Annotated in this window: 23 protein-coding genes, 1 other RNA gene and 5 pseudogenes; 13 read left to right on the top strand and 16 right to left on the bottom strand. The window is 49.4% G+C overall.

From position 1 onward, the window contains the following. Window positions 1–164 precede the first annotated feature (164 nt). Both ABOC21_RS05735 and ABOC21_RS05730 read left to right on the top strand, forming a co-directional pair. Window positions 165–956: a cytochrome C assembly family protein gene (locus tag ABOC21_RS05735; RefSeq protein ID WP_426812233.1), complete on the top strand. Its 792-nt coding sequence runs from the start codon at window positions 165–167 to the stop codon at window positions 954–956. A 159-nt stretch (window positions 957–1,115) separates the two neighbouring features. After that, entirely contained in the window at window positions 1,116–2,402 is a 1,287-nt protein-coding gene (locus ABOC21_RS05730; protein ID WP_426812576.1) for an HlyC/CorC family transporter, read from the top strand. A 124-nt stretch (window positions 2,403–2,526) separates the two neighbouring features. Here the strand turns inward: ABOC21_RS05730 and grpE are convergent, their stop codons facing one another. Beyond that, window positions 2,527–3,117, bottom strand: coding sequence for a nucleotide exchange factor GrpE (gene grpE, locus ABOC21_RS05725; protein WP_426812232.1), 591 nt, complete (start codon window positions 3,115–3,117; stop codon window positions 2,527–2,529). A 123-nt stretch (window positions 3,118–3,240) separates the two neighbouring features. Here grpE and nadK point away from each other — a divergent pair. From nadK to bamE, 3 genes and pseudogenes are all read left to right on the top strand, one after another. Beyond that, window positions 3,241–4,120, top strand: a pseudogene (gene nadK / locus ABOC21_RS05720) (NAD(+) kinase). Between the two features lie 86 nt (window positions 4,121–4,206). Continuing rightward, window positions 4,207–5,868 carry a DNA repair protein RecN gene (recN, locus tag ABOC21_RS05715; RefSeq protein ID WP_426812231.1) on the top strand — a complete coding sequence of 554 codons (1,662 nt, stop codon included), beginning with the start codon at window positions 4,207–4,209 and terminating at the stop codon, window positions 5,866–5,868. 147 nt (window positions 5,869–6,015) lie between these two features. Next, a complete protein-coding gene (gene bamE, locus ABOC21_RS05710) occupies window positions 6,016–6,357 on the top strand; it encodes an outer membrane protein assembly factor BamE (protein WP_095105682.1) in 342 nt (113 codons plus the stop codon). A gap of 76 nt (window positions 6,358–6,433) precedes the next feature. On the opposite strand, the gene ABOC21_RS05705 is transcribed toward bamE, so the two are convergent. Then, a complete protein-coding gene (locus ABOC21_RS05705) occupies window positions 6,434–6,727 on the bottom strand; it encodes an RnfH family protein (RefSeq protein ID WP_095105683.1) in 294 nt (97 codons plus the stop codon). Beyond that, complete coding sequence (locus ABOC21_RS05700; RefSeq protein WP_426812230.1) at window positions 6,717–7,154, bottom strand: type II toxin-antitoxin system RatA family toxin; 438 nt, start codon at window positions 7,152–7,154, stop codon at window positions 6,717–6,719. Before ABOC21_RS05700 ends, ABOC21_RS05705 begins: the two co-directional genes overlap by 11 nt. 153 nt (window positions 7,155–7,307) lie before the next feature. Between ABOC21_RS05700 and smpB the strand changes: the two genes are divergently transcribed. The 3 genes from smpB (at window position 7,308) to ABOC21_RS05685 (ending at window position 8,905) form a co-directional block, all read left to right on the top strand. Continuing rightward, a complete protein-coding gene (gene smpB / locus ABOC21_RS05695; protein WP_045855711.1) occupies window positions 7,308–7,790 on the top strand; it encodes an SsrA-binding protein SmpB in 483 nt (160 codons plus the stop codon). Window positions 7,791–7,933: 143 nt separating this feature from the next. After that, window positions 7,934–8,297, top strand: a transfer-messenger RNA (tmRNA) gene (gene ssrA / locus ABOC21_RS05690). Between the two features lie 125 nt (window positions 8,298–8,422). Continuing rightward, complete coding sequence (locus ABOC21_RS05685) at window positions 8,423–8,905, top strand: hypothetical protein (RefSeq protein WP_426812229.1); 483 nt, start codon at window positions 8,423–8,425, stop codon at window positions 8,903–8,905. Between the two features lie 25 nt (window positions 8,906–8,930). On the opposite strand, the gene ABOC21_RS05680 is transcribed toward ABOC21_RS05685, so the two are convergent. The 13 genes and pseudogenes from ABOC21_RS05680 to ABOC21_RS05620 all read right to left on the bottom strand — a co-directional run bounded on the left by ABOC21_RS05680 (window position 8,931) and on the right by ABOC21_RS05620 (window position 17,616). Then, a complete protein-coding gene (locus ABOC21_RS05680; RefSeq protein ID WP_426812228.1) occupies window positions 8,931–9,149 on the bottom strand; it encodes an ogr/Delta-like zinc finger family protein in 219 nt (72 codons plus the stop codon). Window positions 9,150–9,215: 66 nt separating this feature from the next. Beyond that, window positions 9,216–10,301 (bottom strand): phage late control D family protein, encoded by a 1,086-nt coding sequence (locus ABOC21_RS05675; RefSeq protein WP_426812575.1) that lies wholly within the window; start codon window positions 10,299–10,301, stop codon window positions 9,216–9,218. Window positions 10,302–10,306: 5 nt separating this feature from the next. Next, window positions 10,307–10,792: a phage tail protein gene (locus ABOC21_RS05670; RefSeq protein WP_426812227.1), complete on the bottom strand. Its 486-nt coding sequence runs from the start codon at window positions 10,790–10,792 to the stop codon at window positions 10,307–10,309. Further along, window positions 10,789–13,797, bottom strand: a complete 3,009-nt coding sequence (locus ABOC21_RS05665) for a phage tail tape measure protein (RefSeq protein ID WP_426812574.1) — start codon at window positions 13,795–13,797, stop codon at window positions 10,789–10,791. The genes ABOC21_RS05670 and ABOC21_RS05665 overlap by 4 nt, the downstream gene beginning before the upstream one ends. Continuing rightward, a pseudogene (locus ABOC21_RS05660) lies at window positions 13,786–14,205 on the bottom strand (phage major tail tube protein); the annotation flags it as partial. The gene ABOC21_RS05665 and the pseudogene ABOC21_RS05660, both read right to left, overlap by 12 nt. A 9-nt stretch (window positions 14,206–14,214) precedes the next feature. Beyond that, window positions 14,215–14,952, bottom strand: a pseudogene (locus ABOC21_RS05655) (phage tail sheath subtilisin-like domain-containing protein); the annotation flags it as partial. Between the two features lie 553 nt (window positions 14,953–15,505). Next, a pseudogene (locus tag ABOC21_RS05650) lies at window positions 15,506–15,796 on the bottom strand (DNA adenine methylase); the annotation flags it as partial. Beyond that, window positions 15,793–16,021 (bottom strand): annotated as a pseudogene (locus tag ABOC21_RS05645) (TraR/DksA family transcriptional regulator). The pseudogenes ABOC21_RS05650 and ABOC21_RS05645, both read right to left, overlap by 4 nt. Next, window positions 16,021–16,254 carry a DUF2732 family protein gene (locus ABOC21_RS05640; RefSeq protein WP_426812226.1) on the bottom strand — a complete coding sequence of 78 codons (234 nt, stop codon included), beginning with the start codon at window positions 16,252–16,254 and terminating at the stop codon, window positions 16,021–16,023. The pseudogene ABOC21_RS05645 and the gene ABOC21_RS05640 overlap by 1 nt, the downstream one beginning before the upstream one ends. A gap of 67 nt (window positions 16,255–16,321) precedes the next feature. Further along, a complete protein-coding gene (locus tag ABOC21_RS05635; RefSeq protein ID WP_004144796.1) occupies window positions 16,322–16,660 on the bottom strand; it encodes a DUF5347 family protein in 339 nt (112 codons plus the stop codon). Next, window positions 16,624–16,824, bottom strand: a complete 201-nt coding sequence (locus tag ABOC21_RS05630; protein WP_004205792.1) for a phage filamentation protein Fil family protein — start codon at window positions 16,822–16,824, stop codon at window positions 16,624–16,626. Before ABOC21_RS05630 ends, ABOC21_RS05635 begins: the two co-directional genes overlap by 37 nt. Before the next feature lie 7 nt (window positions 16,825–16,831). Continuing rightward, window positions 16,832–17,341, bottom strand: a complete 510-nt coding sequence (locus ABOC21_RS05625; protein ID WP_004151018.1) for a phage regulatory CII family protein — start codon at window positions 17,339–17,341, stop codon at window positions 16,832–16,834. 32 nt (window positions 17,342–17,373) lie between these two features. After that, on the bottom strand, window positions 17,374–17,616 hold the full coding sequence (locus tag ABOC21_RS05620) for a hypothetical protein (RefSeq protein WP_001397669.1): 243 nt from the start codon (window positions 17,614–17,616) through the stop codon (window positions 17,374–17,376). A 122-nt stretch (window positions 17,617–17,738) separates the two neighbouring features. On the opposite strand from ABOC21_RS05620, the gene ABOC21_RS05615 reads away from it, so the two are divergent. From ABOC21_RS05615 to ABOC21_RS05595, 5 genes are all read left to right on the top strand, one after another. After that, window positions 17,739–18,368, top strand: a complete 630-nt coding sequence (locus tag ABOC21_RS05615; RefSeq protein ID WP_004151019.1) for a phage repressor protein CI — start codon at window positions 17,739–17,741, stop codon at window positions 18,366–18,368. 2 nt (window positions 18,369–18,370) lie between these two features. Next, window positions 18,371–19,396 carry a site-specific integrase gene (locus ABOC21_RS05610; RefSeq protein WP_087793703.1) on the top strand — a complete coding sequence of 342 codons (1,026 nt, stop codon included), beginning with the start codon at window positions 18,371–18,373 and terminating at the stop codon, window positions 19,394–19,396. Further along, a complete protein-coding gene (gene gapS1 / locus ABOC21_RS05605; RefSeq protein WP_426812225.1) occupies window positions 19,393–20,943 on the top strand; it encodes a GapS1 family protein in 1,551 nt (516 codons plus the stop codon). Before ABOC21_RS05610 ends, gapS1 begins: the two co-directional genes overlap by 4 nt. 323 nt (window positions 20,944–21,266) lie before the next feature. Further along, window positions 21,267–22,496, top strand: a complete 1,230-nt coding sequence (locus ABOC21_RS05600) for an integrase domain-containing protein (protein ID WP_045855712.1) — start codon at window positions 21,267–21,269, stop codon at window positions 22,494–22,496. A 454-nt stretch (window positions 22,497–22,950) separates the two neighbouring features. Beyond that, on the top strand, window positions 22,951–25,104 hold the full coding sequence (locus ABOC21_RS05595; RefSeq protein ID WP_045855714.1) for an AAA family ATPase: 2,154 nt from the start codon (window positions 22,951–22,953) through the stop codon (window positions 25,102–25,104). The last annotated feature ends 49 nt before the right edge of the window (window positions 25,105–25,153 follow it).

Below are 25,153 nucleotides of genomic sequence, written 5' to 3'. Positions count from 1 at the left end.
CTCTCGCCTGAGGTGGAAACTGTCGGTCGCCGCAGCGACACCACAAATACAAATTTGCCGCAGTATAACACGACATGTCGCGGGATGTGATGCAACGGTTGGAGCCGACGTCGCGTAACGCTATACTGCTTCTCTTTCTTATTTAGTCAACAGTCGACGCCCATATGCCTGTTTTTGCTCTACTCGCGCTTGTCGCCTATTCCGTCAGCCTGGCGCTGATCGTTCCCGGCCTGCTGCAAAAGAACAGCAGCTGGCGGCGGATGGCGATAGTTTCCGCAGCTATTGCGCTGATTTGTCATGCTTTTGCGCTGGAGTCACGCATTTTCCCCGGCGGCGGTAGCGGGCAAAATCTCAGCTTACTCAACGTCGGCTCGCTGGTCAGCCTGATGATCTGTACGGTGATGACCATCGTCGCTTCGCGCAACCGAGGCTGGCTGCTGCTGCCCATCGTCTACGCTTTTGCGCTGATTAATCTGGCCTTCGCCACCTTCGTTCCCAACGAATACATCACGCACCTGGAAACAACCCCGGGCATGCTGGTGCACATTGGCCTGTCGCTCTTCTCTTACGCAACGCTGATCATTGCCGCCCTGTACGCCCTGCAGCTGGCCTGGATTGACTACCAGCTGAAAAACAAAAAGCTGGCTTTTAGCCACGAAATGCCGCCGTTGATGAGTATTGAACGTAAAATGTTTCATATCACCCAGGTCGGCGTGGTGCTGCTGACGCTGACGCTGTGCACCGGGCTGTTCTACATGCACAACCTGTTCAGTACGGAAAATATTGATAAAGCCGTGCTGTCGATCGTGGCGTGGTTCGTTTATATCGTCCTGCTATGGGGGCACTACCATGAAGGCTGGCGCGGTCGCCGGGTCGTCTGGTTTAACGTCACCGGCGCAGGCCTGCTGACGCTGGCTTATTTTGGCAGCCGCGTCCTTCAGCAGTTTATTAGCTAAATCCAGACTACGAGCAACCACACCGGGCAGCATTACGACAGGTCATCTGAACGCCGGCAGCGCGAAGCAACCGCCGCATACTCTGAATATGCGAAGGTTCCAGGCTCTACCGGATCGGGCCGGTAATCGCCCGGTGGGACAGGCTTTAAGGAGTCCCTCCTGGAACACATCTCTACCACCACGCTAATCGTGACGTTGATTATCATGGTGATCATCTCAGCCTATTTCTCCGGTTCTGAGACCGGCATGATGACGCTGAACCGCTACCGCCTGCGCCATATGGCGAAGCAGGGCAACCGCCAGGCGAAGCGCGTCGAAAAGCTGCTGCGCAAACCCGATCGCTTAATCAGCCTGGTGCTGATCGGCAACAACCTGGTCAATATTCTCGCCTCCGCGCTGGGGACTATCGTGGGTATGCGCCTGTACGGCGACGCAGGGGTGGCGATCGCCACCGGTGTTCTGACCTTCGTGGTGCTGGTATTTGCCGAGGTTCTGCCCAAGACTATCGCCGCGCTGTATCCGGAGAAAGTCGCCTATCCGAGCAGCATCCTGCTGGCGCCGCTGCAGGTGCTGATGATGCCGCTGGTGTGGCTGCTGAACACCATCACCCGCCTTCTGATGCGCATCATGGGCATCAAGGCCGATATTATTATCAGCGGCGCGCTGAGCAAAGACGAGCTGCGTACCATCGTGAATGAATCGCGTACGCAAATCTCCCGCCGCAATCAGGACATGCTGCTGTCGGTGCTGGACCTCGAGAAGGTCAGCGTGGACGACATTATGGTGCCGCGAAATGAGATTATCGGTATCGATATTAACGATGACTGGAAATCCATCGTCCGCCAGCTCACCCACTCGCCGCACGGCCGTATTGTGCTCTACCGCGGTTCGCTGGATGACGCCATCAGCATGCTGCGCGTCCGTGAAGCCTATCGCCTGATGACCGAGAAAAAAGAGTTCACTAAAGAGGTGATGCTCCGCGCCGCGGATGAGATTTACTTCGTGCCGGAAGGCACGCCGCTGAGCACGCAGCTGGTGAAGTTCCAGCGCAATAAGAAGAAGGTAGGGCTGGTGGTCGATGAATATGGCGATATCCAGGGCCTGGTGACCGTTGAAGATATTCTGGAAGAGATTGTCGGCGACTTCACCACCTCGATGTCGCCCACCCTGGCGGAGGAAGTGACCCCGCTCAACGACGGTTCGGTGATTATTGACGGCAGCGCCAACGTTCGTGAAATCAATAAGGCGTTTAACTGGCGTCTGCCGGAAGACGAAGCCCGCACGATCAACGGCATTATTCTTGAAGCGCTGGAAGAGATCCCGGCTCCCGGCACCCGCGTGCGCATCGAGCAGTACGACATCGATATTCTCGATGTTCAGGACAATATGATTAAGCAGGTGAAGGTGATGCCGGTGAAGCCGATTCGTGAAAGCGCGGCGGAATAATCGCCCGTTAGCTCAAGCAAGCGGTGAACCTCGGTTCGCCGTTTTTTTGCTGCCGAATCGGCGGTAACGCAGGTCAATAAAGCATAAAAAAACGGCCACCCGCAGGCGGCCGCTTTACAGAGAATTACTTCGCCTTCGCCACGGTCACCATCGCTGCGCGAATGGTACGACCGTTCAGGGTGTAGCCCTTTTGCATTACGCCCAGCACGTTGCCCGCCGCCACGTCTTCAGATTCAACCATGGCGATGGCCTGATGAACATTAGGATCCAGCGGCACGTTGGTATCGGCAATCACTTCCACGCCGAACTTACGGACAACGTCCAGCATCGACTTCAGCGTCAGCTCAATACCTTCAACCATTGAAGCCATGTCCGGATTGGCTTTATCGGCCACTTCCAGCGCGCGGTCCAGGCTATCGATCACCGGCAGCAGTTCGTTGACGAACTTCTCCAGGGCGAATTTATGCGCCTTTTCCACGTCAAGCTCGGTGCGACGACGCAGGTTTTCCATTTCCGCTTTTACGCGCAGGATACCTTCGCGTTCACGAGTCTGGGCTTCAACCAGCTGCGCTTCCAGATTCGCAATTTTTTCATCGCGCGGATCCACCTGGTCAGCAGAAACCTCAGGCTCAACCGCCTCAACGTTGTCGTGCTGTTCCGTGATAATTTCTTCCGGGGCTTGCCCGTCAGGCGTTTTCTGTTCTTTACTACTCATGAATTTCTCCGCGTTTTTTTCGCATTCATCTCGCTAACTTCGCTTATTATGGGGATCAGTTTCCGGGTTTCAAGGGAAGCAGTCAGATTGTCATCATTCATTTAACGCAAGGACATCCAGAACATGAAGAACCATTTCAAGTGTATAGGCATTGTGGGGCATCCTCGTCACCCAACCGCGCTGACCACACATGAAATGCTCTGGCGCTGGCTGTGCAGTAAAGGCTATGAAGTTCTGGTCGAACAACAGATCGCCCATGAGCTACAGCTTAGCAACGTCAAAACGGGAACGCTGGCGGAGATTGGCCAGCAGGCGGATCTGGCGGTCGTCGTTGGCGGTGATGGCAATATGCTTGGCGCCGCGCGCACCCTGGCGCGGTATGATATTCAGGTCATCGGCATCAACCGCGGCAATCTCGGTTTTCTGACCGACCTCGACCCGGATAACGCGCTGCAGCAGCTTGCCGACGTGCTTGAAGGCCACTATATCGCCGAAAAACGCTTTCTGCTGGAAGCCCAGGTCTGCCAGCAGGATTGTCAGAAACGGATTAGCACGGCAATTAACGAAGTGGTTCTGCATCCGGGCAAGGTCGCGCATATGATCGAGTTCGAGGTCTACATCGACGAGGTGTTTGCCTTTTCCCAGCGCTCCGACGGCCTGATTATCTCCACCCCGACGGGCTCAACCGCCTACTCGCTGTCCGCCGGAGGCCCCATTCTGACGCCTTCGCTCGACGCCATCACCCTGGTGCCGATGTTCCCGCATACGCTCTCGGCCCGCCCGCTGGTCATTAACGGCGACAGCACCATTCGCCTGCGCTTCTCCCAGCGCTGCAGCGACCTTGAGATCAGTCTGTGACAGCCAGATAGCCCTGCCGATTCAGGACGGTGAAGATGTCTTAATCCACCGCTGCGACTACCACCTGAATCTTATTCACCCGAAAGATTACAGCTATTTCAATACATTGAGCACCAAGCTTGGCTGGTCGAAAAAATTATTCTGATTTTATAAGCCGCCTCTTTACTGGATAAAAAACCAGTATATACTGTACGAAAACACAGTAATGGTTTTTCACACAGGAAGGCAGCTATGTTGGCGCAACTCACCATCAGTAATTTTGCTATCGTTCGTGAACTGGAGATCGATTTTCACAGCGGCATGACCGCCATCACTGGGGAAACCGGTGCGGGAAAATCGATAGCCATCGATGCGCTAGGGCTGTGCCTTGGCGGCAGAGCGGAAGCAGATATGGTGCGAAGAGGCGCCAGCCGCGCGGACCTGTGCGCGCGCTTCGCGTTGAAGGATACGCCCGCGGCGCAGCGCTGGCTGGAAGCGAACCAGCTGGAAAGCGGACGTGAGTGTTTACTTCGCCGCGTCATCAGCACCGACGGCCGTTCGCGCGGCTTCATTAACGGTACCGCTGTTCCTCTCTCCCAGCTTCGCGAGCTCGGCCAGCTGCTTATCCAGATCCACGGGCAGCACGCGCACCAGCTATTAACCAAGCCAGAACACCAAAAAACGCTGCTCGATGGTTATACCGCTGAGTATGCGCTTACTCAGCTCATGGGCGGGCATTATCGCCAGTGGCACCAGAGCTGCCGCGAGCTGGCGCAGCATCAGCAGCAGAGCCAGGAGCGCGCCGCCCGCGCCGATCTGTTGCAGTATCAGCTAAAAGAGCTGAACGAGTTCTGTCCTCAGCAGGGTGAATTCGAACAAATCGACGAAGAGTACAGACGTCTGGCCAACAGCGGCCAGCTGCTGAGCACCTGTCAGCATGCGCTGACGGTGATGGCGGACGGCGAAGAGGCGAACCTGCAGGACCAGCTCTACGCCGCTAAGCAGCTGGTAGGCGAGCTGGTCGGCATGGACGGCAAGCTCGCCAGCGTGCTGGATATGCTGGAAGAAGCGTCAATCCAGCTTAGCGAGGCAACCGACGAGCTGCGCCACTACAACGACCGTCTGGATCTCGACCCGAATCGCCTGTTCGAACTGGAGCAGCGCATCTCGCGGCAGATTTCCCTCGCCCGCAAGCATCAAATTACGCCGGAGGAGCTGCCGGCGTTCTATCAGGCGCTGTTAGAGGAGCAGCGCCTGCTGGACGACAGCGCGGGCTCGCTGGAGTCACTCAGCCAGACGGTGGTTGAACATCACCAGCTGGCGCTGGAAACGGCCCGCCAGCTGCACGCCGCACGGCAGCGCAGCGCCGATGAGCTGACCCGGCTGATCACTGAAAGTATGCACTCACTTTCCATGCCTCACGGGGTGTTTGCCATCGACATCGCCTTTGATGAGCGTCATCTGACGGCCGAAGGCGCCGATCGCATCGAGTTTCGCGTAACCACCAACCCCGGTCAGCCGCTGCAGCCTCTTGCTAAAGTGGCCTCCGGCGGGGAGCTATCTCGTATTGCGCTGGCTATTCAGGTCATTACCGCGCAGAAGATGGAAACGCCGGCCCTGATTTTCGATGAAGTCGATGTCGGCATCAGCGGCCCAACTGCCGCCGTGGTCGGCAAGCTGCTGCGCCAGTTGGGGGAATCGACCCAGGTCATGTGCGTCACTCACCTGCCGCAGGTGGCCGGCTGCGGCCACCATCACTTCATCGTCTGCAAAGAGACCGATGGCGAGATGACCGAAACCCACATGCATCCGCTGGATAAACGCGCGCGTCTGCAGGAGCTGGCCCGCCTGCTGGGCGGGAGCGAAGTCACGCGCAACACGCTGGCGAATGCGAAAGAGTTGCTCGCGGCGTAAACTTTTTGATTTCCGCAGAGTCATAGTGAACAGCAAATTGCCGCAAGACCTGCAGTCGAAGGTTTCCAACTGGGCAAAGGTCTATTATTATCGGCATATTACAGATGAGCCACGTACTGTTCGGGCCCGAAAAGGAATCAAATCACTATGCGCTGTAAAACGCTGACTGCTGCCGCAGCGGTTCTTCTTATGTTGACCGCAGGCTGTTCCACTCTGGAACGAGTGGTTTACCGTCCTGACATCAACCAGGGTAACTATCTGGCACCTAACGATGTAGCAAAAATTCGTGTCGGCATGACGCAACAGCAGGTTGCTTATGCTCTGGGTACCCCAATGATGTCGGATCCGTTTGGCACTAACACCTGGTTCTACGTTTTCCGTCAGCAGCCTGGCCATGAAAACATTACCCAGCAGACCCTCACTCTGACCTTTAACAACAGCGGCGTGTTAACCAACATCGATAACAAACCGGCACTGACCAAAGAGTAAGGCACAGCGGCGGTAGCCATACCGCTCCGGAAACGCAAAAAGCGCTCATTGAGCGCTTTTTTTATGCCAACCGGCCCTACTTCTCGTCGTTCTTTTTTTCTGCCCGCTGGCGCCGCAGCTCTTTCGGGTCGGCAATCAGCGGCCGGTAAATCTCCACCCGGTCGCCATCATGGACTTCATCGTGCAGCTTAGCCGGGCGGCTATATATTCCCACCTTGTTTTTCGCCAGGTTTATATCGTCGCGTAGCGCCAGAAGGCCGCTGGCAATAATCGCCTGTTCGACGGTCGCCCCCTCCTCCAGCCTTACGCTTTGCAGATACTGCTTTTCAGGCAGGGCATAGGCGACTTCAACGACGATTTTAGCCGACACGATAAACCTCTTTCGCCCGGGTGGTAAACGCCTGCACCATATTGAGCGCCAGTTCTTTAAAGATACGGCCAAACGCCATTTCAATCAGCTTGTTGGTGAATTCAAAATCGAGGTGGAATTCGATTTTGCACGCATCCGGACTCAGCGGAATAAACTGCCAGCCGCCAATAAGCGATTTAAACGGGCCATCGACCAGACTCATCAGGATGCTCTGGTTGCTGGTTAACGTATTCCGCGTTGTGAAAGTCTTACTGATGCCAGCCTTAGACACATCAACCGCCGCCATCATCTGCGTCGGCCCGGACTCCAGCACGCGGCTACCGGTGCAACCTGGCAAAAAATCAGGATAGGACTTCACATCGTTTACGAGTTGATACATCTGCTCCACGCTGAACGGCACCAGCGCAGTACGGCTAATCTGAGGCATAGCAAGTTCCACATTTAAACACGGCGCAAATAATATCATTTATCTGCTGCTAAAAAAAACGCTGTGCCACAACTCGTGCTAAGATAACGCGTTACACCTCGCAGGATGGATTGAGGTAACTATGTATAAGATAAGCGATGACTTCAGGACACTATGACTAAGAAAAAAGCACACAAACCTGGATCAGCCACCATTGCGCTGAATAAACGCGCCCGTCATGAATACTTTATCGAAGATGAATACGAGGCGGGTCTTGCCCTGCAAGGGTGGGAAGTCAAATCTCTGCGCGCCGGTAAAGCCAACATCGGCGATAGCTACGTGATTCTGAAGGACGGCGAAGCCTATCTGTTTGGTGCCAACTTTACGCCAATGGCCGTGGCTTCAACCCACTACGTCTGCGACCCGACGCGCACCCGCAAGCTGCTGCTAAATCAACGAGAGCTCGATGCGCTGTACGGCCGTATTAACCGGGAAGGTTATACCGTCGTAGCCCTGTCGCTGTACTGGAAAAATGCCTGGTGCAAAGTCAAAATCGGCGTGGCGAAAGGTAAGAAACAGCACGACAAGCGTACCGATCTGAAAGACCGTGAATGGGCGGTCGATAAAGCGCGCATTATGAAACACGCCGGACGTTAACCTCCTTCTACAGGGGCCAGCTAAGCTGACCCTTGTGCTATATCGTTGTTGATGCTGCTTTTTTACCCAACCAGGCGCCATAAACCACCGCACGAGGGCTGGTAAGCCTGTTCATAAATCTGTTATACTTGTCCTAACACATTGGGGCTGATTCTGGATTCGACGGGATTCGCGAAACCCAAGGTGCATGCCGAGGGGCGGTTGGCCTCGTAAAAAGCCGCAAAAAAATAGTCGCAAACGACGAAAACTACGCTTTAGCAGCTTAATAACCTGCTCTGAGCCCTCTCTCCCTAGCTTCCGCTCTTAAGACGGGGATCAAAGAGAGGTCAAACCCAAAAGAGATCGCGTGAATACCCTGCCTGGGGTTGAAGCGTTAAAACTAATCAGGCTAGTCTGGTAGTGGCGTGTCTGTCCGCAGGTGCCAGGCGAATGTAAAGACTGACTAAGCATGTAGTGCCGAGGATGTAGGAATTTCGGACGCGGGTTCAACTCCCGCCAGCTCCACCAAATAAAACAAGGGGTTACGTGAGAGCGTAGCCCCTTTTTGTTTGGTTGTGGCGGCAAAATGGCGGCAGCCAATTTGCCCACCGTTCATTAACGACTTAGCCGTTTATGTAATAAAGGTGATTCACATGGAAGAAATGCACTTTGTCTACATCAATGCGAATGCACGCATTGGTGCCCATTCGATAAGCAATGTTAGCCACAGCGATAACTACATTCAGGGTATATGCCAATCAGCCCATTCAATAAGGACGTTTCGAAAAGATAGAATACTTAAGGAATGCACATCTGCTTATGAAGCAGAGCAAGCCTGTCAGTCCTTTTTTCCTGAAAATTACATCCATCTAACCAGGGAGACAAAGCCCAAAGCTCTCACTTTTGACGTTTGCTTTACAGGGTTCAAAAAAGCGGATAAAGAACGTTTGATTGACGTTGCCGAGGCACACAATCTTACGGTTAGAAGTTCAGTAACTCAAAATCTGCAAATGCTCTGCTGCGGATACAATGCAGGACCAACTAAAGTAAATGCTGCTCGCATGAAAGGCACCGTCATCATTGATGAGGCAGGTTTTATGCATTTTCTTGAAACAGGCGAGATCTCAGACGAATAAAAACCCGCCGCAGCAGGTTATTTTTTTAAAAGTTCATATGACCCTGCCCGCTTGACGTCGGATGCGGCGGGGCATTATCAATTACGCCTGGTATCATGATATACCGGACTACGGTTTCATGGGTGATAAACGTGGTGCCGCAATTGATATTTTGGCACTGGCAGTAACGCTCCTTTGTCTGATCCGTTACGCGAAAACTGCTCCGCGTGTGCGCTGCATGTCCGCATTTAGGGCAATTCATCATATCCGTTTCTCCGCCGCCGTTACCGAAATCGCATCAATAATACACAACATCAATATCGAGAACCAATTATTCAATATTGAGATCGTCAATTTCTACTTCCAGTTCGATGCTGGTCATAAATCCGCTATTCGGGTTGACCGTGTGCGTTAAGGTGGTGATGGTCCAGCTGGCATCATCAATGGGTTGCTTAAAGCCGGTGACCTTAACGGGCATTTCCGTATAGAGATCTGCGCGGCCTTCTGCCAGTTGCAGGGAAAATGACGCTACACCACGCTGCAGCCGCTCCCAGTTCACTTTTGCAGCCCGCTCTGCATTACTTCGGTTCGCATAGGTCCGGTTCAGAACCAGCACGTTTTCATCCGTCCCGATCAGGTAATCCCCCTGCTTTGCTTCCGGCTCTTTGGGTTTTGTTGTCTTCCGGCGGCGCTTCACCTTAGCCGTTTCTTTCTTTTCTGGTTCCCGCGTATGCAGCCAGTGAGCTATAACCCCGGTATACGCTCCCCTGTCCGCCAGACTGAAGCGATGACTGTCACCGTCCCGACGGGTAATAGTGATGACCGGCAGCGCTTTCCCGCTGGCCGTTTTCCCCTGCCCCTGCCGGATAAACAGCAGGTTACTGTCCTTAACCGAAGCAATCGCGCCATACTGCCGCGCCAGCTTCATCAAAAAGCTGGCGTCGCTTTCGTTGGTCTGGTCCAGGTGATCCAGCGTCTGCTCCGCGACATCTTTGCCGATAGCAACCTTCAGGCTGTGCCGCGTGGCAATCTCCTTCACCACCTCACCCAACGTCGTTTTGTGCCAGGACTTTTCACGCCGTACATTTAGCGTCTCCCTGAAATCAGCGCTGCGGGCACGGATTGTCAGTCGGTCCGGGCTGCCGCTATGTTCGATCTCATCAACGGTAAACTTCCCTTTTGAAAACAGCGGCTCGCCTTTCCATCCAAGCGCCAGAGAAATCACCGCGCCACGACGCGGCATAATTACCAGACCGTCCGCATCGTCCAGCTCCAGATCAAGCTGGTCAGCTTCGAATCCGCGGTTGTCGGTCAGCGTCATACCCATCAGGCGCTTATCCAGCGTCTGCGTGGCATCCTTACCCTCAATCACGATGCGAAAGGCCGGGGTCTTGCTGAGGTTGAGTAAATCAGTCATCTCGCTCACTGCAGTAACCCTCCTACCGTGGTTCTGATATTCCCTACCGCTGCCGCTGCGGAGTCCTGCAGGCTGCTAAGCTGGTCACTCAGGCTGCCGAACATTTCGGACAGCGACTCATCAACACGTTTCAGCCCCAGCGAAAACTCTATTTTTCTCGCTTCACCGCTGGCGAAAAACTCTGTTTTCGTCTGGCTCAGGTTTTCAATCACGTACATACCATAGATAGTCCCGCCGCCCTCGATCAGCGGCCAGGCCTTTCCCTGCTCCGCCATCAGCTCCAGCGCCAGCAACGACAACCTGCCGCCGGTCACTTCCGGCATGAGGACGCCGGAGAGCGTCAGCTGATCGTTATCTGGCCCCAAAAACTGCGTTGTCGGACGGCGATTAATGCGGTTGTTGGTCACATGCCGCCAGTTCCGCTGATACTGCAGTTGCTGATAGGGAACCGTGCGCAGCTGAAACACAAACAAGCCCAGGACCATCATCATGAATCGTACCCCCCTTGATCGCTGAAGTTGCTTCGGGCCTTAGCCCTCATACGACGCTCGCGCTCATCGAGCTGTCGCGCAACCTCCTGCGCAATATCCTGAGCGTTCTGCCCTGGCTGGGCGGTGATATGAATGGGTGCGTTAATCTCATAACGGATCACTGGCGTCACGCTGGATGAGGCAGCCTGGTTTTGTTTGTATGCCATAGCTGAAAGGCTGTACGGATGTAAAGGCACAGCTTCTACAGGCGCTGCAGCTACCCCCATAAAGCCTGCAACGACGGACGCCAGCGCAGCAGTGCGCCGCCTGCTGGTCACACTTGCCGGACCGTTAATGATTTCCGGGCCGCTCTCCCCCACAATGCCAAACTGACCTCGCGGGATCGTGCCGCCGCTGTCATACATACCTGCAAAGCCCATTGGCGGGAATCCGCCAGGCGGCAACACCACCTTGCCGTCACCGTTCATCGTAGCGGACTGCTGTCGTGTGACCTGTTCAGGTAGTTTTGCTTTTGCCGCTTCCTGACTGACGATGCCGAGTTTTTCCAGCAACCACGACACGCCTGATTTAAGCGATTCAAGCGGGTGCATCACCATATTCAGACCTTCCGCCAGCGCCTCACCAAACCTGCGGCCCATTGCAGCTGCACTGTTCAGTTCTTCAGAAGTGGATTTGACCGGCGTAAGCAAATCAGTGAACCACTTCCACAAAGCCTGCACCTTATCGCCAATCCACTGAAAAACAGGCCGCAATGGCTCAAAGGCAGCACTGATCGGTGCCGCAGCGGCTTTAAACCCATCCACCACACCACCTAAAAATGCGCTGATAGGTTGCCAGTATTTCCAGACTACCAATGCCACACCAGCCAGTGCAGCCACAACCAGCCCTATTGGGCTAAGCAATACACCCAGCACACTGCCAACACCCATAAGGGCCGCACGCAACAAGGCGAACGGTGACATTACCAGCCATCTGAGTACGCCCCCGGCACTCCGCACCGAGGCTATCAGAGCTGCAAATGCAGCGCTCGCCAGTCCGCTGATTTTCATACCAAGCTGGCGGACCGCGGTGCCGGGGTTACGAAAGGAGGCCACCAGTGTCTCACCCGCCTGCTGGGCAGACTCTTTAATCTTTTCCAGCACGCCATCACGGAACGCATCCAGTATACCGCCCCCATCGTTATCATCACCGCCACCACTGAGCACCTCGCGAATACGGCTGATCCAGTCAACCGTTTCACCTGCTTCATTTCCCGCAAACAGTCCAAGCAGTTTTTTCAATGCATTTCCGGACTGGAACAGCCCCGGAGCGAACGACGTAAACGCCTGGCCCAGCCGACCCAGCAACGGACCAAACCGCCCCAACCCGGTAATGGCAAGCGATTTCATCCCAAAGCGCAGCAATACCAGCGGCCCCAGAACCGCGGCCATTGCGATCGCCAGCGTACCAAGGGCTGCCGTGACCGAAGCCACCACGGCGGCAATCTTCATTAACCGGCCCGCCAGTTCCGGGTTGGCTTCTACCCACCGGCGCATCACACCAGTAACGCGTTTAACTGCATCCATGATTTCCATCAGCGGAGTACGCAGCGTTTCCCCCAGGCTACTGAAAACGTTTTGCGTTCCAGTTTTTACCAGCAACCACTGAGCTGAAAGTGAATCCTTATTAATATCAGATTCTTTCTGCATGGAACCGTCGGCATTGCTGCCAGCAGTCAGTTTCAATTGGCGCTGCAGCTCCGGCAGATTGTTAGCAAGCTTCGCTGCATCGTCACCAAACTCTTTGCCGAAAACTAAAGTCATTGCACTAAGTCGTTTGTCCTTAGGCAGACTGTTTACCTTTTCAAGCACATATTGGATGGTCCCTATTGCATCACGAGTCATATCTTTCTGAATCTTCTCTGGATTCAGTTTGAGCATTTCCATTCCTTCGTAAAAGCTCTTGCTCTGCTGGGTAGCAATCGACAGTTCTCGCACCATAGCATTCGAGGCGCTGGCGGCAATTTCCGGCGTGGCCCCGAGGGACAGGAAGGCGGAACCCAGCGCGGCAGCCTTTCGGAAATCAAGCCTGTCAGCCACGCCCCCCATGCGCTGCAACACGTCGATAATATCCGCGCCCTTCGACATGGCGTTATCGTCCAGGTAGTTCAGCGCGTCACCCAGCTGTTCGATATTGCGGGTCGGCACTTTATACAGCTGTGCGATTTTCCCCAGACTTTCCGCCAGCTCATCTGCCGGAAGTTCAAAGGCCGTTGCAGCCTTAGCCGCGGTTGATGCAAAAGCCAGCAGATCACGCTTCTGGTCCTCAAAGGGATCGTCCTGATTGGTCACGCCCATGCGTGCGCCACCTTCTACCAACGCGGCGTAATCAATTGCGCCATTCTCCATGGGAAACTGCTCACTGGCGGCCTTAATGGCATTCTGCATGTCATAAAACTGTTTCGTGCGGTTGCCGTTATCGTCCCGCAGCCCGTTTACCTGTTTTGCCACACCCTTCATGGCATCTTCCATGCTGGCGTAGCTTTTCACAGCAGCCATGACCGGCGCGCCCATTGCAAGCCCCGCTGCCATGGTGGTTGCCCCAGCCCCGGCAATGCGATCCCTCACCTCAAGACGGCGTGAATATTGCTCACGTGCGGCATTCATTTTCGCCTGCTGTTCGCCCAGGCGTTTCAGGGATTTCTGCTGACGCTCCAGAGCTTGCCGGGTTTCGTCGGCATTTTTACGCAGTTCCCGCTGGGCGCTACTTAGCTGTTTAGTATCAATGCCGGATTCTTTCAGCGCTTGTCGCTGCCGTTGTACCGAACCCAACAGGCCGTTGTAGGTCTGTTGCAGTTCCTGCACACGGTTTTTTGCCTGGCTGAAGAGCTTAGCCTGCGCAGCCGTCGGGCGGTGTGTTGCCGCAAACTGCGTGGCAAGTTTTGCGGCTTCCTCACGCGCGGCATTGAGATTTTTTGCAGTAATGGCAAGCTGCGACCGGGTTTTACGAAATTCATCAATGGTCAGCTTCGCGTAACTGTTAACGCTGCTGACCTTGGTGGTATTGCTCTCGCCGGTTTTCCACTCGCCGGAATCCACCTCTTTGTGGCGTCCGCGTACAACCAGCTCAACGGCCTGCACCTCGCCGGTGTCATCGCGCTGGATAGAGCCGGTGAAGCGCATCTGCACCCCGTCAACCGTGGCTTTACCCATCTGTTTAAACAGAAGCGCCTCAGTGCCGCCGATGGTCATTTCCGTATCCAGTGCCCCATCATCCAGCCCCAGATCGATACCGACTGAACCGGGCATACCGCCGCCGCGATAGTTCTCAAGCTTGCGGGAAAACTTCGGCAGGGTGACGGATTCAGCAATGCCCATCCAGCTGTTACCGGCGTTGAAGATGTTCAGGTGTTTTAGTTTGCGTGGTAAGGCCATGGGTCCCCCTTATGCGCTTACGCGGGTGGTGAAATCCACCAGGTAACGGTTAGTGATGCGCTGGCGCAGCATCAGGTTTTCCAGCGGCGGCACTGGCGTGTAGTCGTAATCGATCCAGAGCTTCCCGGCCTTCAGGGTATCTTTGTCGTTAACGCTGTCATCAATCCAGCAATCACCGCCGATGAGGTAGCCCTGATTCACCAGGCTGCGCATTTTGGCGCGGATGCCTTCGATAATGTCGCGGGCCAGAGACGGGTTAAGCGGCATGTCCACCGCCCACATATGGCCTTCTGCCATAGTGTCAGCCAGTACCTGCGCGGTGCGGGTGTAGTTTTCAAACTGGAAGAGCGGGTCATCGCTGAGGCAGCGGGAACCCCAGAAGCGGAAACCATCCTTGCGGATCAACGTGGTGACGTCGTTTTGGTTCAGCAGCCCGGCATCGGTTGCCGGGTCCTGCAGGTCCCAGAACACATCCGCAGACAAGCCGGTTACGCCGTTGACGCCCACGTTAGACAGGGTTTTGTGCCAGCCGGTTTGCTCGTCGATTTTGGCGCGCAGGCCAAGGGCGCGGGCGGTGGCGTAGGCGGTCGCATCCGCCTGCAGTACCGTGTCAAAGTTGATGAAGTCAGGCCAGATCAGCATCCCTTCACGCTGGCTGAAGTTGTCGCGGTAGGCGATCGCATCCTCCACCGTCTTACAGCCATACGCGGACATATAGGCAAAGCCGAAAGTGGATTCTGCGTAGCTACGGAATCCGCAGTAATATTTCCCCCGCGCCTGAAACCCGTTCAGGATGTTGTAATCTCCGCCGCTGTACATGTCATACCCGTAGCCCACCCCGGCAATCGCCGCCTTGCGGTTGTACATGCCGAGTTCAAATCCTGCCATCGACGTCGCGCGGGAGTCTTCATTAACTGAAACAAGCCAGTTTCCACCCCATACCTTTGTAAGACCGGCTACACGCATCGTCGCGCCAGCCGCAGGTATGCCGGTGCCGGTCCCGGAAACGATATACCAGCCGGTGTCGATGGTGATGGTCTGCGTATCAGCATCAACGCCAACAATCAGGGATGAGTACCACACCCCGTCGCTGCCGTTGACGTCAATAATCTGATGGTACCTCAGCTTTGCAATCACCTCCGGCGTAAGGTCAGAACAGGTTACCGTGGTGGCGGTGAAGGTCGTATTCACGCTCTTCAGTAGTTCCGGTGGTGCCACAATGTGGCAGTAAATCCCGACCCCGTCGCGGTTGGCGTACTTTGCCAGCGCCGCCGCCGAGCTGATTCCGAATGATTGCGTTGTCCTGATTGAATGAATCCCGGCTATCATAATAACCATCTGCACTATTGAAAATTTTAAACAGGTGTTTGGCACGCTCAATAAAATCTGATGCGTTTGTAGCTATCTCCCGATATAGATTTATTAAGTCAGGGTTAATATCCGCGACAAGATAATGAGGATACTCTGTCGCCATCATCACAGCGCAGGAACCCGCGAAAGGTTCAACCAGTCGCGGGCCTGCAGGCAGGTGCTTTTTCAGCTCATGCATGACGGCGGTTTTATTGCCCGCCCATTTCAGGATGGTGCTCATACAGCACCCCCATTGTAGTGTTTGCCTTTCAGACTCTGCGATTTCCTGACAGGTGATGCAGCACTGCACACCAGGAATAGCACGGCGGCGGGCTGGCGGTATTGGTGCGTCGCAGTCAATGCACAAGACACGGGAAACGCCCGGCGCTTTATTGCGGGCGGTGTGGATGTGCCGCTGGCGTTCTTCTTCAACGCGCTGCTGTCCGAGGTCCATAGAATCAGCCATCAGTGGATCTCCTGCGCTTCGTTCTGGATGTTTTCCGCAGCAACGCGCAGCAGCTCCGCCGCCTCAACGTGATTAAGCTGGCGCGATGTGATGTGACACGCCATGCTATCAAGAAGGGCAGCCATCGCCGCAGCACGTGCACGGCGTTCTTCCATACGGGCCTCTGTCAGTATCTGGTTAAGACCTGCATCATCCGGGCCGATTTTGTTGGAACGGGTTTCGATATTTCGCATTGTTGTTTCTCCTGAATTTGGGCAAAAAAATGCCCGGCGGGTATACGCCATTAATTTCTGTTGTCGTTTAATTCGGCATGGCTAGCCGTTTTGGAAATAAACTCACGACTGCGCGAAGATGGTTCATCACACCAATAAGTGCGGTTACCTCGTCACTCGTCAGCTCACTAAACTCAACGCAGTGACGCTCCTTGCTAATATTTGCAAGAAAAAATAATGCAGCAAGCACACGATTATTCAGCTCGTACTTTTCATCACGCTTATCACGCATTTCGTTAATAAAGCGATTAAGTTCTTTTTCACAGTCGCCATATAGAGCGGTGCGTAGCACAGATATATGATTTAACGCACTGGCACGCTGCCCGGCGCTCATATTGATAGTGATATCTTCAGCTTTGAAAGCCATGACATTCTTTTCCTGTTACCGGTTAAACCTTCCAGCAGCGCATCCTGAGAGCGGCACGGATGCCAGCGCTTGCCATCCTTCCCCATGATCCAGCCATGCCCGAAATGAGGTGATGGGCTTTGCTTAACGAGCAGCGATGCGAGAGATGGTTGTTTAGTCAACATAGCCACCTCAGATCAAACCAAACGAGGCACCCAGGCCAGTGACTGTATCAATGGTGCTGGCCATCGCCGGGCTTGCCTGCAGGCGCGCCTGCAACGTCACTGCGGTTAATGCCATCAGTCGAGTAACTGAATTAATGCTATCAACAATCTGACGGCGCCCTGCCGTTGTATGCGCTTCGCCGGAAACAGCGCCGGCAGCCACGCGGCCGATTTCTGCCGTAGCTTTTAGAACATATTCCGGCATCTTTTCGCGCGCGACTTCGTTTAACGGCACGCACGGGAGGCAGTGGATCTGAGCCAGGAAACCATCAACCAACGCTGAATCCTCGGTCAGATCAGTAAGCAGCCAGATCTCCGGCGCGGTAAGTTGGTGCGGCTGGTCCGGGTTAAGCTTATTGCGCAGAGTCTGAACATTCATCCCGGCACGCCCTGCCAGTTTCGCCATGTTATGACGCAGTGCGAAAGCCCGGCAGGCTTCATCAAAATGCGGATGTTTGGAAATCTTATAATCAAACATGTGAGCCCCTTAAAAAGTTCTCATAATCGAACTTACTGACCAACAATGACGCGGAAGTTGGAATGACCAAGAGACTCACGGACCTGATCGGTTTTGTACATTAAGTAACGCAGGCTTACGCGACCTTTATTTTTCTCTTTTTTAACCATGTACTTAGCAAGATGACCATGATGAATTTTTTGGTATACAGAGCCACGGGAAATACCTTCCCACTCCGCGAACTCTGCAGGCGTAGCCATCTCTTTTGGTACTCGAATTGAAATATCTGTGCTCATAGTGCAGTATCTCTTAGTTTTAGTGCGTTTTATGATGTTCAACCCCAACTTCCAAACTCTCACTTTAGAAGTTGGACATAACTTACGATCCCGATATTGGATTGTCAAATGGAGAGTTCAACTTGAAGATTAACAGCGGTACAAATACGGGAGGAAGGGAAGCTATCAAAAGGCTAATGACTGCCTACGGTTTCAATACTCAGATTGCTTTAGTTGAGCATCTTCAAGCTTCTAAAAGTACTATGGCAAACAGGATGTTACGTGACAGCTTTCCTGCTGACTGGGTTATCCAATGCGCTCTTGAAACAGGCATTTCTTTGCTCTGGTTAACAACAGGGCAAGGCGAAATGTACCCTCAGGCAGACGAAAAAAATAAGTCCAAAAACGAGAGTCAGCCCACAGTACGCCCCCTTTCTAAGATTGTCGTCCCGCCAGTGAAACAGGTAACGATAGAGGGCGGTACTTTTAATGAACTGGAGGATATTTATCTTGATCAGGGGCTGATTTCAGGTAAAGCAGAAGACTGTTTGTACGTAAAAACGACTGAAGGGGATTACGTTATTGATACCTCTACAAAACAGCTCAGTAACGGAATCTGGCTTATCGATATTGATGGAATGAAAAGTATCGTGAAGATTGCCCGCATCCCAGGGAATAAAATTATTGTCCATCAAGATGACACCTCTTTTGAATGCTCTGTCGACGACGTTGAGGTAATTGGCCGTGCAGTAAAAGTCATTAAGAGCATTTAATTATGACGATCAGAAAGCAGCCGAACGGAAAGTGGTTATGCGAGTGTTATCCGAACGGACGTGACGGGAAGCGCGTGCGCAAGCAATTTGCGACAAAGGGCGAGGCTGTAGCATTCGAAAATTTCACCATGGATGAAGTGAACAAAAAACCGTGGCTGGGTGAAAAGGAAGATCGGCGGCGTTTGTCAGAATTGATTGAGCAGTGGCACTCCCTTTACGGCCAGACGCTGGCAGACCCTAAGCGCCTAATGGCGAAATTGAATATTATCTGCAATGGCCTGGGCGATCCCGTCGCCTCTGAATTAACCGCCAGTGACTTTACAAAATATCGTGAAGCACGATTAAAAGGTGAGGTTCGTAACGAAGACGGTGCGCTAATGTCGCCAGTAAAGCCCCGCACGGTAAACCTGGAACAGCGTAACTTATCATCCGTTTTTGGCACCTTGAAAAAGTTGGGCCACTGGTCAGCCCCTAACCCACTAGCAGGGCTGCCAACATTCAAAATCGCAGAGGGAGAACTAGCGTTCCTGGCCCCGGACGAAATTAAACGCCTGCTTGATGCCTGTGCTGACTCTCAAAGCCCCAGCTTGCTGATGATTGCAAAAATATGCCTGGCCACCGGCGCACGCTGGAGTGAGGCCGAAAACCTTCAGGGCCATCAGTTGTCAAAATACCGGATCACCTATACCAAAACCAAAGGCAAGAAAAACCGAACCGTACCGATATCTCAGGATCTGTATGACGAACTCCCCAAAATCAGAGGGAAGCTATTCACGCCATGCAGAAAAGCCTTTGAGCGCGCAGTGAAACGCGCAGGAATCGACTTGCCAGAGGGTCAATGCACCCATGTGTTGCGTCATACTTTCGCCAGTCACTTTATGATGAATGGCGGAAACATACTGGTACTGCGAGATATTCTGGGGCATTCAGACATTAAAATGACAATGGTTTATGCTCATTTTTCACCAGATCACCTAGAAGATGCTGTGACGAAAAACCCTCTTAATAACTTGGTGTATTGGAAATGAAAAAAATAACGGTCTTAGATTCAGATATCCTATCTAAAATGAAGATGAGAGCTGTCAAATCGGCAATCCGAAAATTACAGCCAGAAACATTTATTCGTCAATGTATGGATTATAATCTCCAGAGATTTAAAGATAGTCTAGACATGTTGAAACATCACCCTTGGATTGTAAATCTATGCATCAAGTGGGCAGCATCAAGCATAGGTGATAAAAGGGCCACAAAAGTTGGTGATACTCGCACACTCAATAAAATTCTACAGCAAACATACGATGTAATGCCTTACATCCCAGTTGGTTTGAAAAGTGCTGATGGTATTGATTTCTTCTTTAGAAATAATCTATATCAGCAGCTAATGTACCAAACTTCATCTACTGGTCACTACATTAGCAGGGAAGCCTTCATATTTGGAAGGCTCGATCCTCATCATAAATTATCAAGAAGGTTCTTTGAATTAACTAATTTATCAGTTGAACGCTTTGTCATGTTATCAATTACATTCACCTTCTTAATCAGCAGCAAAAAAAATGTAATAAAAGAAGTAACAGCTGACATGTTTAGTATATTGACACCATATATAAGCCGAGAAGAGATTTTCTTTTTTTTGGATTCATTATCAATTAGTTATGAAGAGCTTCCTGAGTTTTGCAAAAGAAAAACCACGGAAAATCCGTTAAAAGAATACTTCTTACCTTCACCATTTATTGAGAACCCATTAATAAAATACAACGACAAATTTTTATTACTACATACTCAACTGACTTTAGCTAGCCTTCAAACGTTTATCTATGACTTATTAAGAAGAGATGATCCTGAAAAGTTTATGGACAGCTTTGGCTCAATATTTGAAAATCTTGTCAAGGATATATTTGATGAAAGCAAAATAAGATACATTGATGAGCAATCACTTAAAAAACATTTGCCTCAAGAAAACAAAGTGGTTGATTTTTTAATACCCCATGAGGCAGCGAACATATTCATTGATGCTAAAGGGGTTGAGATACATGAGCGGGGCATGGTTACTCTCAGTCATAGTGAAATATCAGGGAGGATAAAAAACTCAGTATTAAAAACAATCGAACAAGCGCACGCCGTTAATAGGGAAATCCTTAACTCACCTAAATTAATAACAGATTTCAAAAGTGAATCTTATATTTTATGCATAACGTATAAAAACCTCATGCTTGGAAATGGCACCTTTTTAGAAAAGTCATACGCCACTGATGGAGTTTCAAAAATACGGAAAAATCACGATGATGCATATCAAATTCCAGATAGTCATATTTTTTGCATTAGCATTGAAGAATTTGAGTACCTGATGTCATCTTGTAAAGAGCATGGTCGCCAACCATATGAAGTTTTAAGGTATGCCGTTGAAATGAATAGAACACCATCACAAACTGTATTTTTATTCATTCAGCACCTCGAAAAAATCTTTGGTCAAGTTACAAAGTCGGAAATGATTAGGAAAACAGGTTTAGATTTACTTGAACGAATGACAGAGAGCATTCCCGGACTTAAACAAAATGTAAATTTGGTTAATGAGTAATGGCGGCAAAGTGGCGACAGCACATTAAAAATGCATAAAACCGCCAAACACCAAATAACACTAATTAGCTGTATTTAAAGATAAATATCTGTTTTCATTACACAACAAATGGTATGTAGGAATTTCGGACGCGGGTTCAACTCCCGCCAGCTCCACCACTTTTTAGTTGTTTGAAGTATACTGAAGTCTACTAAGCCCGCATGGAACCAGCCTTGCGGGCTTTTTTACGTCTACAGAAGTCTACTGAGATTTGCTAGAAGCTACTCGTTATGGCACCCTTTTTGGGACCCAGTGCAAAGGGTCCAAAAAACGAGGGTCCTAAAATGGCAAAGATCGCTAAGAAGCTCACTGACACTGAAATCAAAAATACCAAGCCAGCAGAAAAGGAAATCAACCTTTTTGACGGTGATGGCCTGATGCTACGAATCGCTCCCCTATCAAAGGGTGGTAAGAAAAATTGGTATTTCAGGTATGCAGTGCCAGTAAGTAAGAAGCGAACAAAGATGAGCTTAGGAACCTATCCTCATCTCACACTTGCTAAGGCTCGGGCTACACGTGATGAATACTTATCGTTGCTTGCAAATGGTATCGATCCGCAGATTCACAACAACGATAAAGCTAATGCCCTTAAGGATGCCACTGAGCACACGCTACAAGCGGTTGCTAGGAAATGGTTAGATGAAAAGGTTAAGACCTCTGGTATCTCTCCAGACCACGCAGAAGACATCTGGCGAAGCCTTGAACGAAATATTTTCCCCGGTTTAGGCAACATTCCTATCAAAGAGATCCGTCCCAAGCTCTTAAAACAACACCTTGACCCCATAGAACAACGAGGCGTATTGGAAACTCTACGCCGTATCATTTCACGTCTAAATGAAATTTTCCGTTGGGCTGCAACAGAAGAACTTATTGAGTTTAATCCTGCTGACAATCTCGGCCAGAGATTCAGCAAACCCAAGAAGCAAAATATGCCAGCTTTACCACCAGATGATTTACCCCGATTCTTGATTGCTCTATCTAACGCTTCTATACGGCTCGAAACACGTCTTCTAATTGAATGGCAACTCCTTACGTGGGTTCGTCCGGGAGAAGCAGTCCGTGCTCGGTGGAGTGATATAGACGAAGATAATCGATTCTGGAACATCCCCGGTGAGTTTATGAAGATGAAGCGCCCTCACAAGATTCCGCTGAGTAAAGAGGCTATGCGTATACTTGAGTTAATCAGACCAATCAGTGGTCATAGAGAGTGGGTTTTCCCAAGTATTAAGGCTCCCCTTAATCACATGCATGAACAAACAGCCAATGCTGCAATTATCCGTATGGGATTCGGTGGAGAACTTGTTGCTCACGGAATGCGCTCTATAGCAAGAACGGCTGCTGAAGAAAGTAGTAAATTTAGAACAGAGGTGCTTGAATCAGCCTTAGCTCATACTAAGAACAACGAAATCATAGCCGCTTACAATCGTGCTGAGTATCTTGCTGAAAGAACAGAGCTGATGCAGTGGTGGGGAGATTACATTCAAGCTCAGAAATATAAGGCAATTGCTGCGTAGAAGGTTTAACTAAACAACTCTGATTCAAATTATGGATTAGAATGCATCACGCATCTAATTTATAGTATGAATACTGAGTTCACTTCATAATACCATATAAAATTACAGTCTGATATTAAATGCTATAACAGGAACGATTAATGATATATTATTAATCTAATTGTGAAGTATATATTGTCAGCTCAATGACCTCATTGCCTTCGCCCACTTTCCTTATACTGCATTAATTGTGTTTGTTAGGGTAAAGCTTCTTGGTCATGTGCCCTAAACTGCAACCCAATTTCTTATAAAAGCTGTTTTCTTCGGCGCTCACACTATACAAAATCTGGTAGATAGCAAAAAGTATGATTTAGCTCTATCATTTTACATTCAATCTCTGTTAGAAATTTCAATGTGTTTGAGTTTGTAGGCACTTCAATAAACTTGAAGAATAATCGTTGATTAGGAAATTATCATGAAGATTATCATATCAAAAGTTAAGAAAGGAAAAATATTTACTGACGAATACTTAAACCTGACTCAAAATAATGAATTAGATTTTGGGAAAAGGAAAACCTGCGTTCTTTATGGACCCAATGGCACGGGTAAGACAAGTTTATCAAAGGTATTGAATAGAGAGCAAGATGCCGAATACTCAATGAATATAGATGGTGTGCAATTCACAGAGAAAAATGATGCTATAGCTCATATCATTTCTGATCAAAATGACAGAAATATTATTCAAGGTGAGACACAGGACTTTATTCTTGGCGAGGACATAAAAAAAGAATATGAGCTTAAAGAAAAAATCAATAATAGCTTCATTAGCATATTCGAGAAAGATCTTGTTGACATATTAAAAAAAGATTATCAAATATCGAAGATTAAGACTAATTTTGATAGTCTTATTCAAGACAAAAAGATACTTGGATATATATCAGATATTGCAAACAGTCGCTCAAGGGGCAAAAAAATTGATCGGGAGGATTTTATCAAAACAATCCACGAATTCGATTTAAATGATAAACCAGATTATGATGAAGGTAAGTTAAAGTTTTTCATTGACGATTTTGCCAGAGATGATTCGATTATAAGAGCATTATCAAGTTATAACTTCAAATTTAATGGAAAAGAAAATTGCATAGTTAAACTTGAAGAACAAGGTGAAGCATTATCGATATTGAAAAAGTTTAATTACATAGATGAATGTTTAGTTTGCGATCATCCAATTAATGTCAATGATAAATTGGCTGAAAAAAATGAGCAATATGAAAAGACATCAAACGGAATGGATGACCATGAAAAAGAAATTGCAGAAAAGATTGTAAAAAACCTATCACAAACCGATCCATTCATTATCAAAGATAAAGTTAGAAATGCGATAAAAAAATCCGACAAGTCGTTCATATTGGAATTAATAACAGATTTCAATAAATATAGAGAAATATACTGGCAATTACTTAAATATGATTTTCTCAATATTTCAACCAACAAAGGACTAAAGGAGGATTTCTCAGCCTACAAAGAGTTACTAAAAAACAAACCAACATTTGGCAGTGAAGACATTTTATTTATTGAGCAGTTTTTAAATGAATCTCTTGAACGAGAAATTTCATTAGTTCGAGATGCGGAAAATAATATTAGACTCACTTTGGGGGGAAGAGATTTTTTAAACAAAAATCGTAAAGATCTAGAATTAAGTAATGGAGAACAAAATTTTCTTTCACTAGCATTTGAACTGTTAAAAGCAAAAAATTCCACGTGTAAATTAATAGTTCTTGACGATCCTATTTCCAGCTTCGATTCAATTTACAAAAATAAATTAGCATATGCAATATTAAGTTTCTTATCATCTAAGAAAACATTGATTCTTACACACAATACAGATTTAATTAAACTGCTCGAACACCAAGAAAAACAATGTTTAAACCTTTATTACTTTAATAATGTTGCTGGTGAACAAAACGGATTTATACCTATAAATCAAAATGAAATGTCCATTCTACTTTATATCCATGAGTTTTTGAGGGTTTTACGAGAAGATATAAAATCTGAGATTGAAGATGAAAAACAATTTCTAATATCTCTAGTCCCATTCATGCGTGGACTTTGCCAAATAATAGGATTACCCGAAGAAAAGAACAAATTAACGCAGTTAATGCATGGATATTGTGACGAAAAAGTGAATGTAAAAGACATTTATGAAAAATTATTTTCTAATAACGTATTAACTAGAGATCATGAATTATCAGCAAAGGATGTGATTTCGTGGGATTATAAAAACTTTAATCCACTAAAGAATGGAGTTTACCCATTATTATCTAAAACATTAAGGCATACTCTAACATATCTTTATTTACGTCTGAGCGTTGAACATCACTTAGTTGATAAATATAATATCAATACAAGTAAACATGATATGTTATCCAGTATAATTTTTAATTCATTTAAAGGTAGTGAGCCTGAAAAAATTCAACATCGCGTATTTTTCATGTCTAAAAAAACTCTTTTGAATGAGTTTAATCATTTTGAAATGGATATGAATATTTTTCAACCTGCTATAGATATAACAGATAAAGCCTTAATCAAGGAACGGGAACAGATACTAAACAGATTAAAAGAAATATAATTTTTAACTGTAGGCACTCCAAAAGTGCCTACAGTTTCATATATAGTTA

This window comes from Klebsiella sp. WOUb02, from assembly GCF_050058015.1.
Lineage (GTDB): Bacteria > Pseudomonadota > Gammaproteobacteria > Enterobacterales > Enterobacteriaceae > Klebsiella.
The sequence above is the reverse complement of the archived record's forward strand: the minus strand, read 5'-3'. Positions and strand labels throughout refer to the sequence as shown.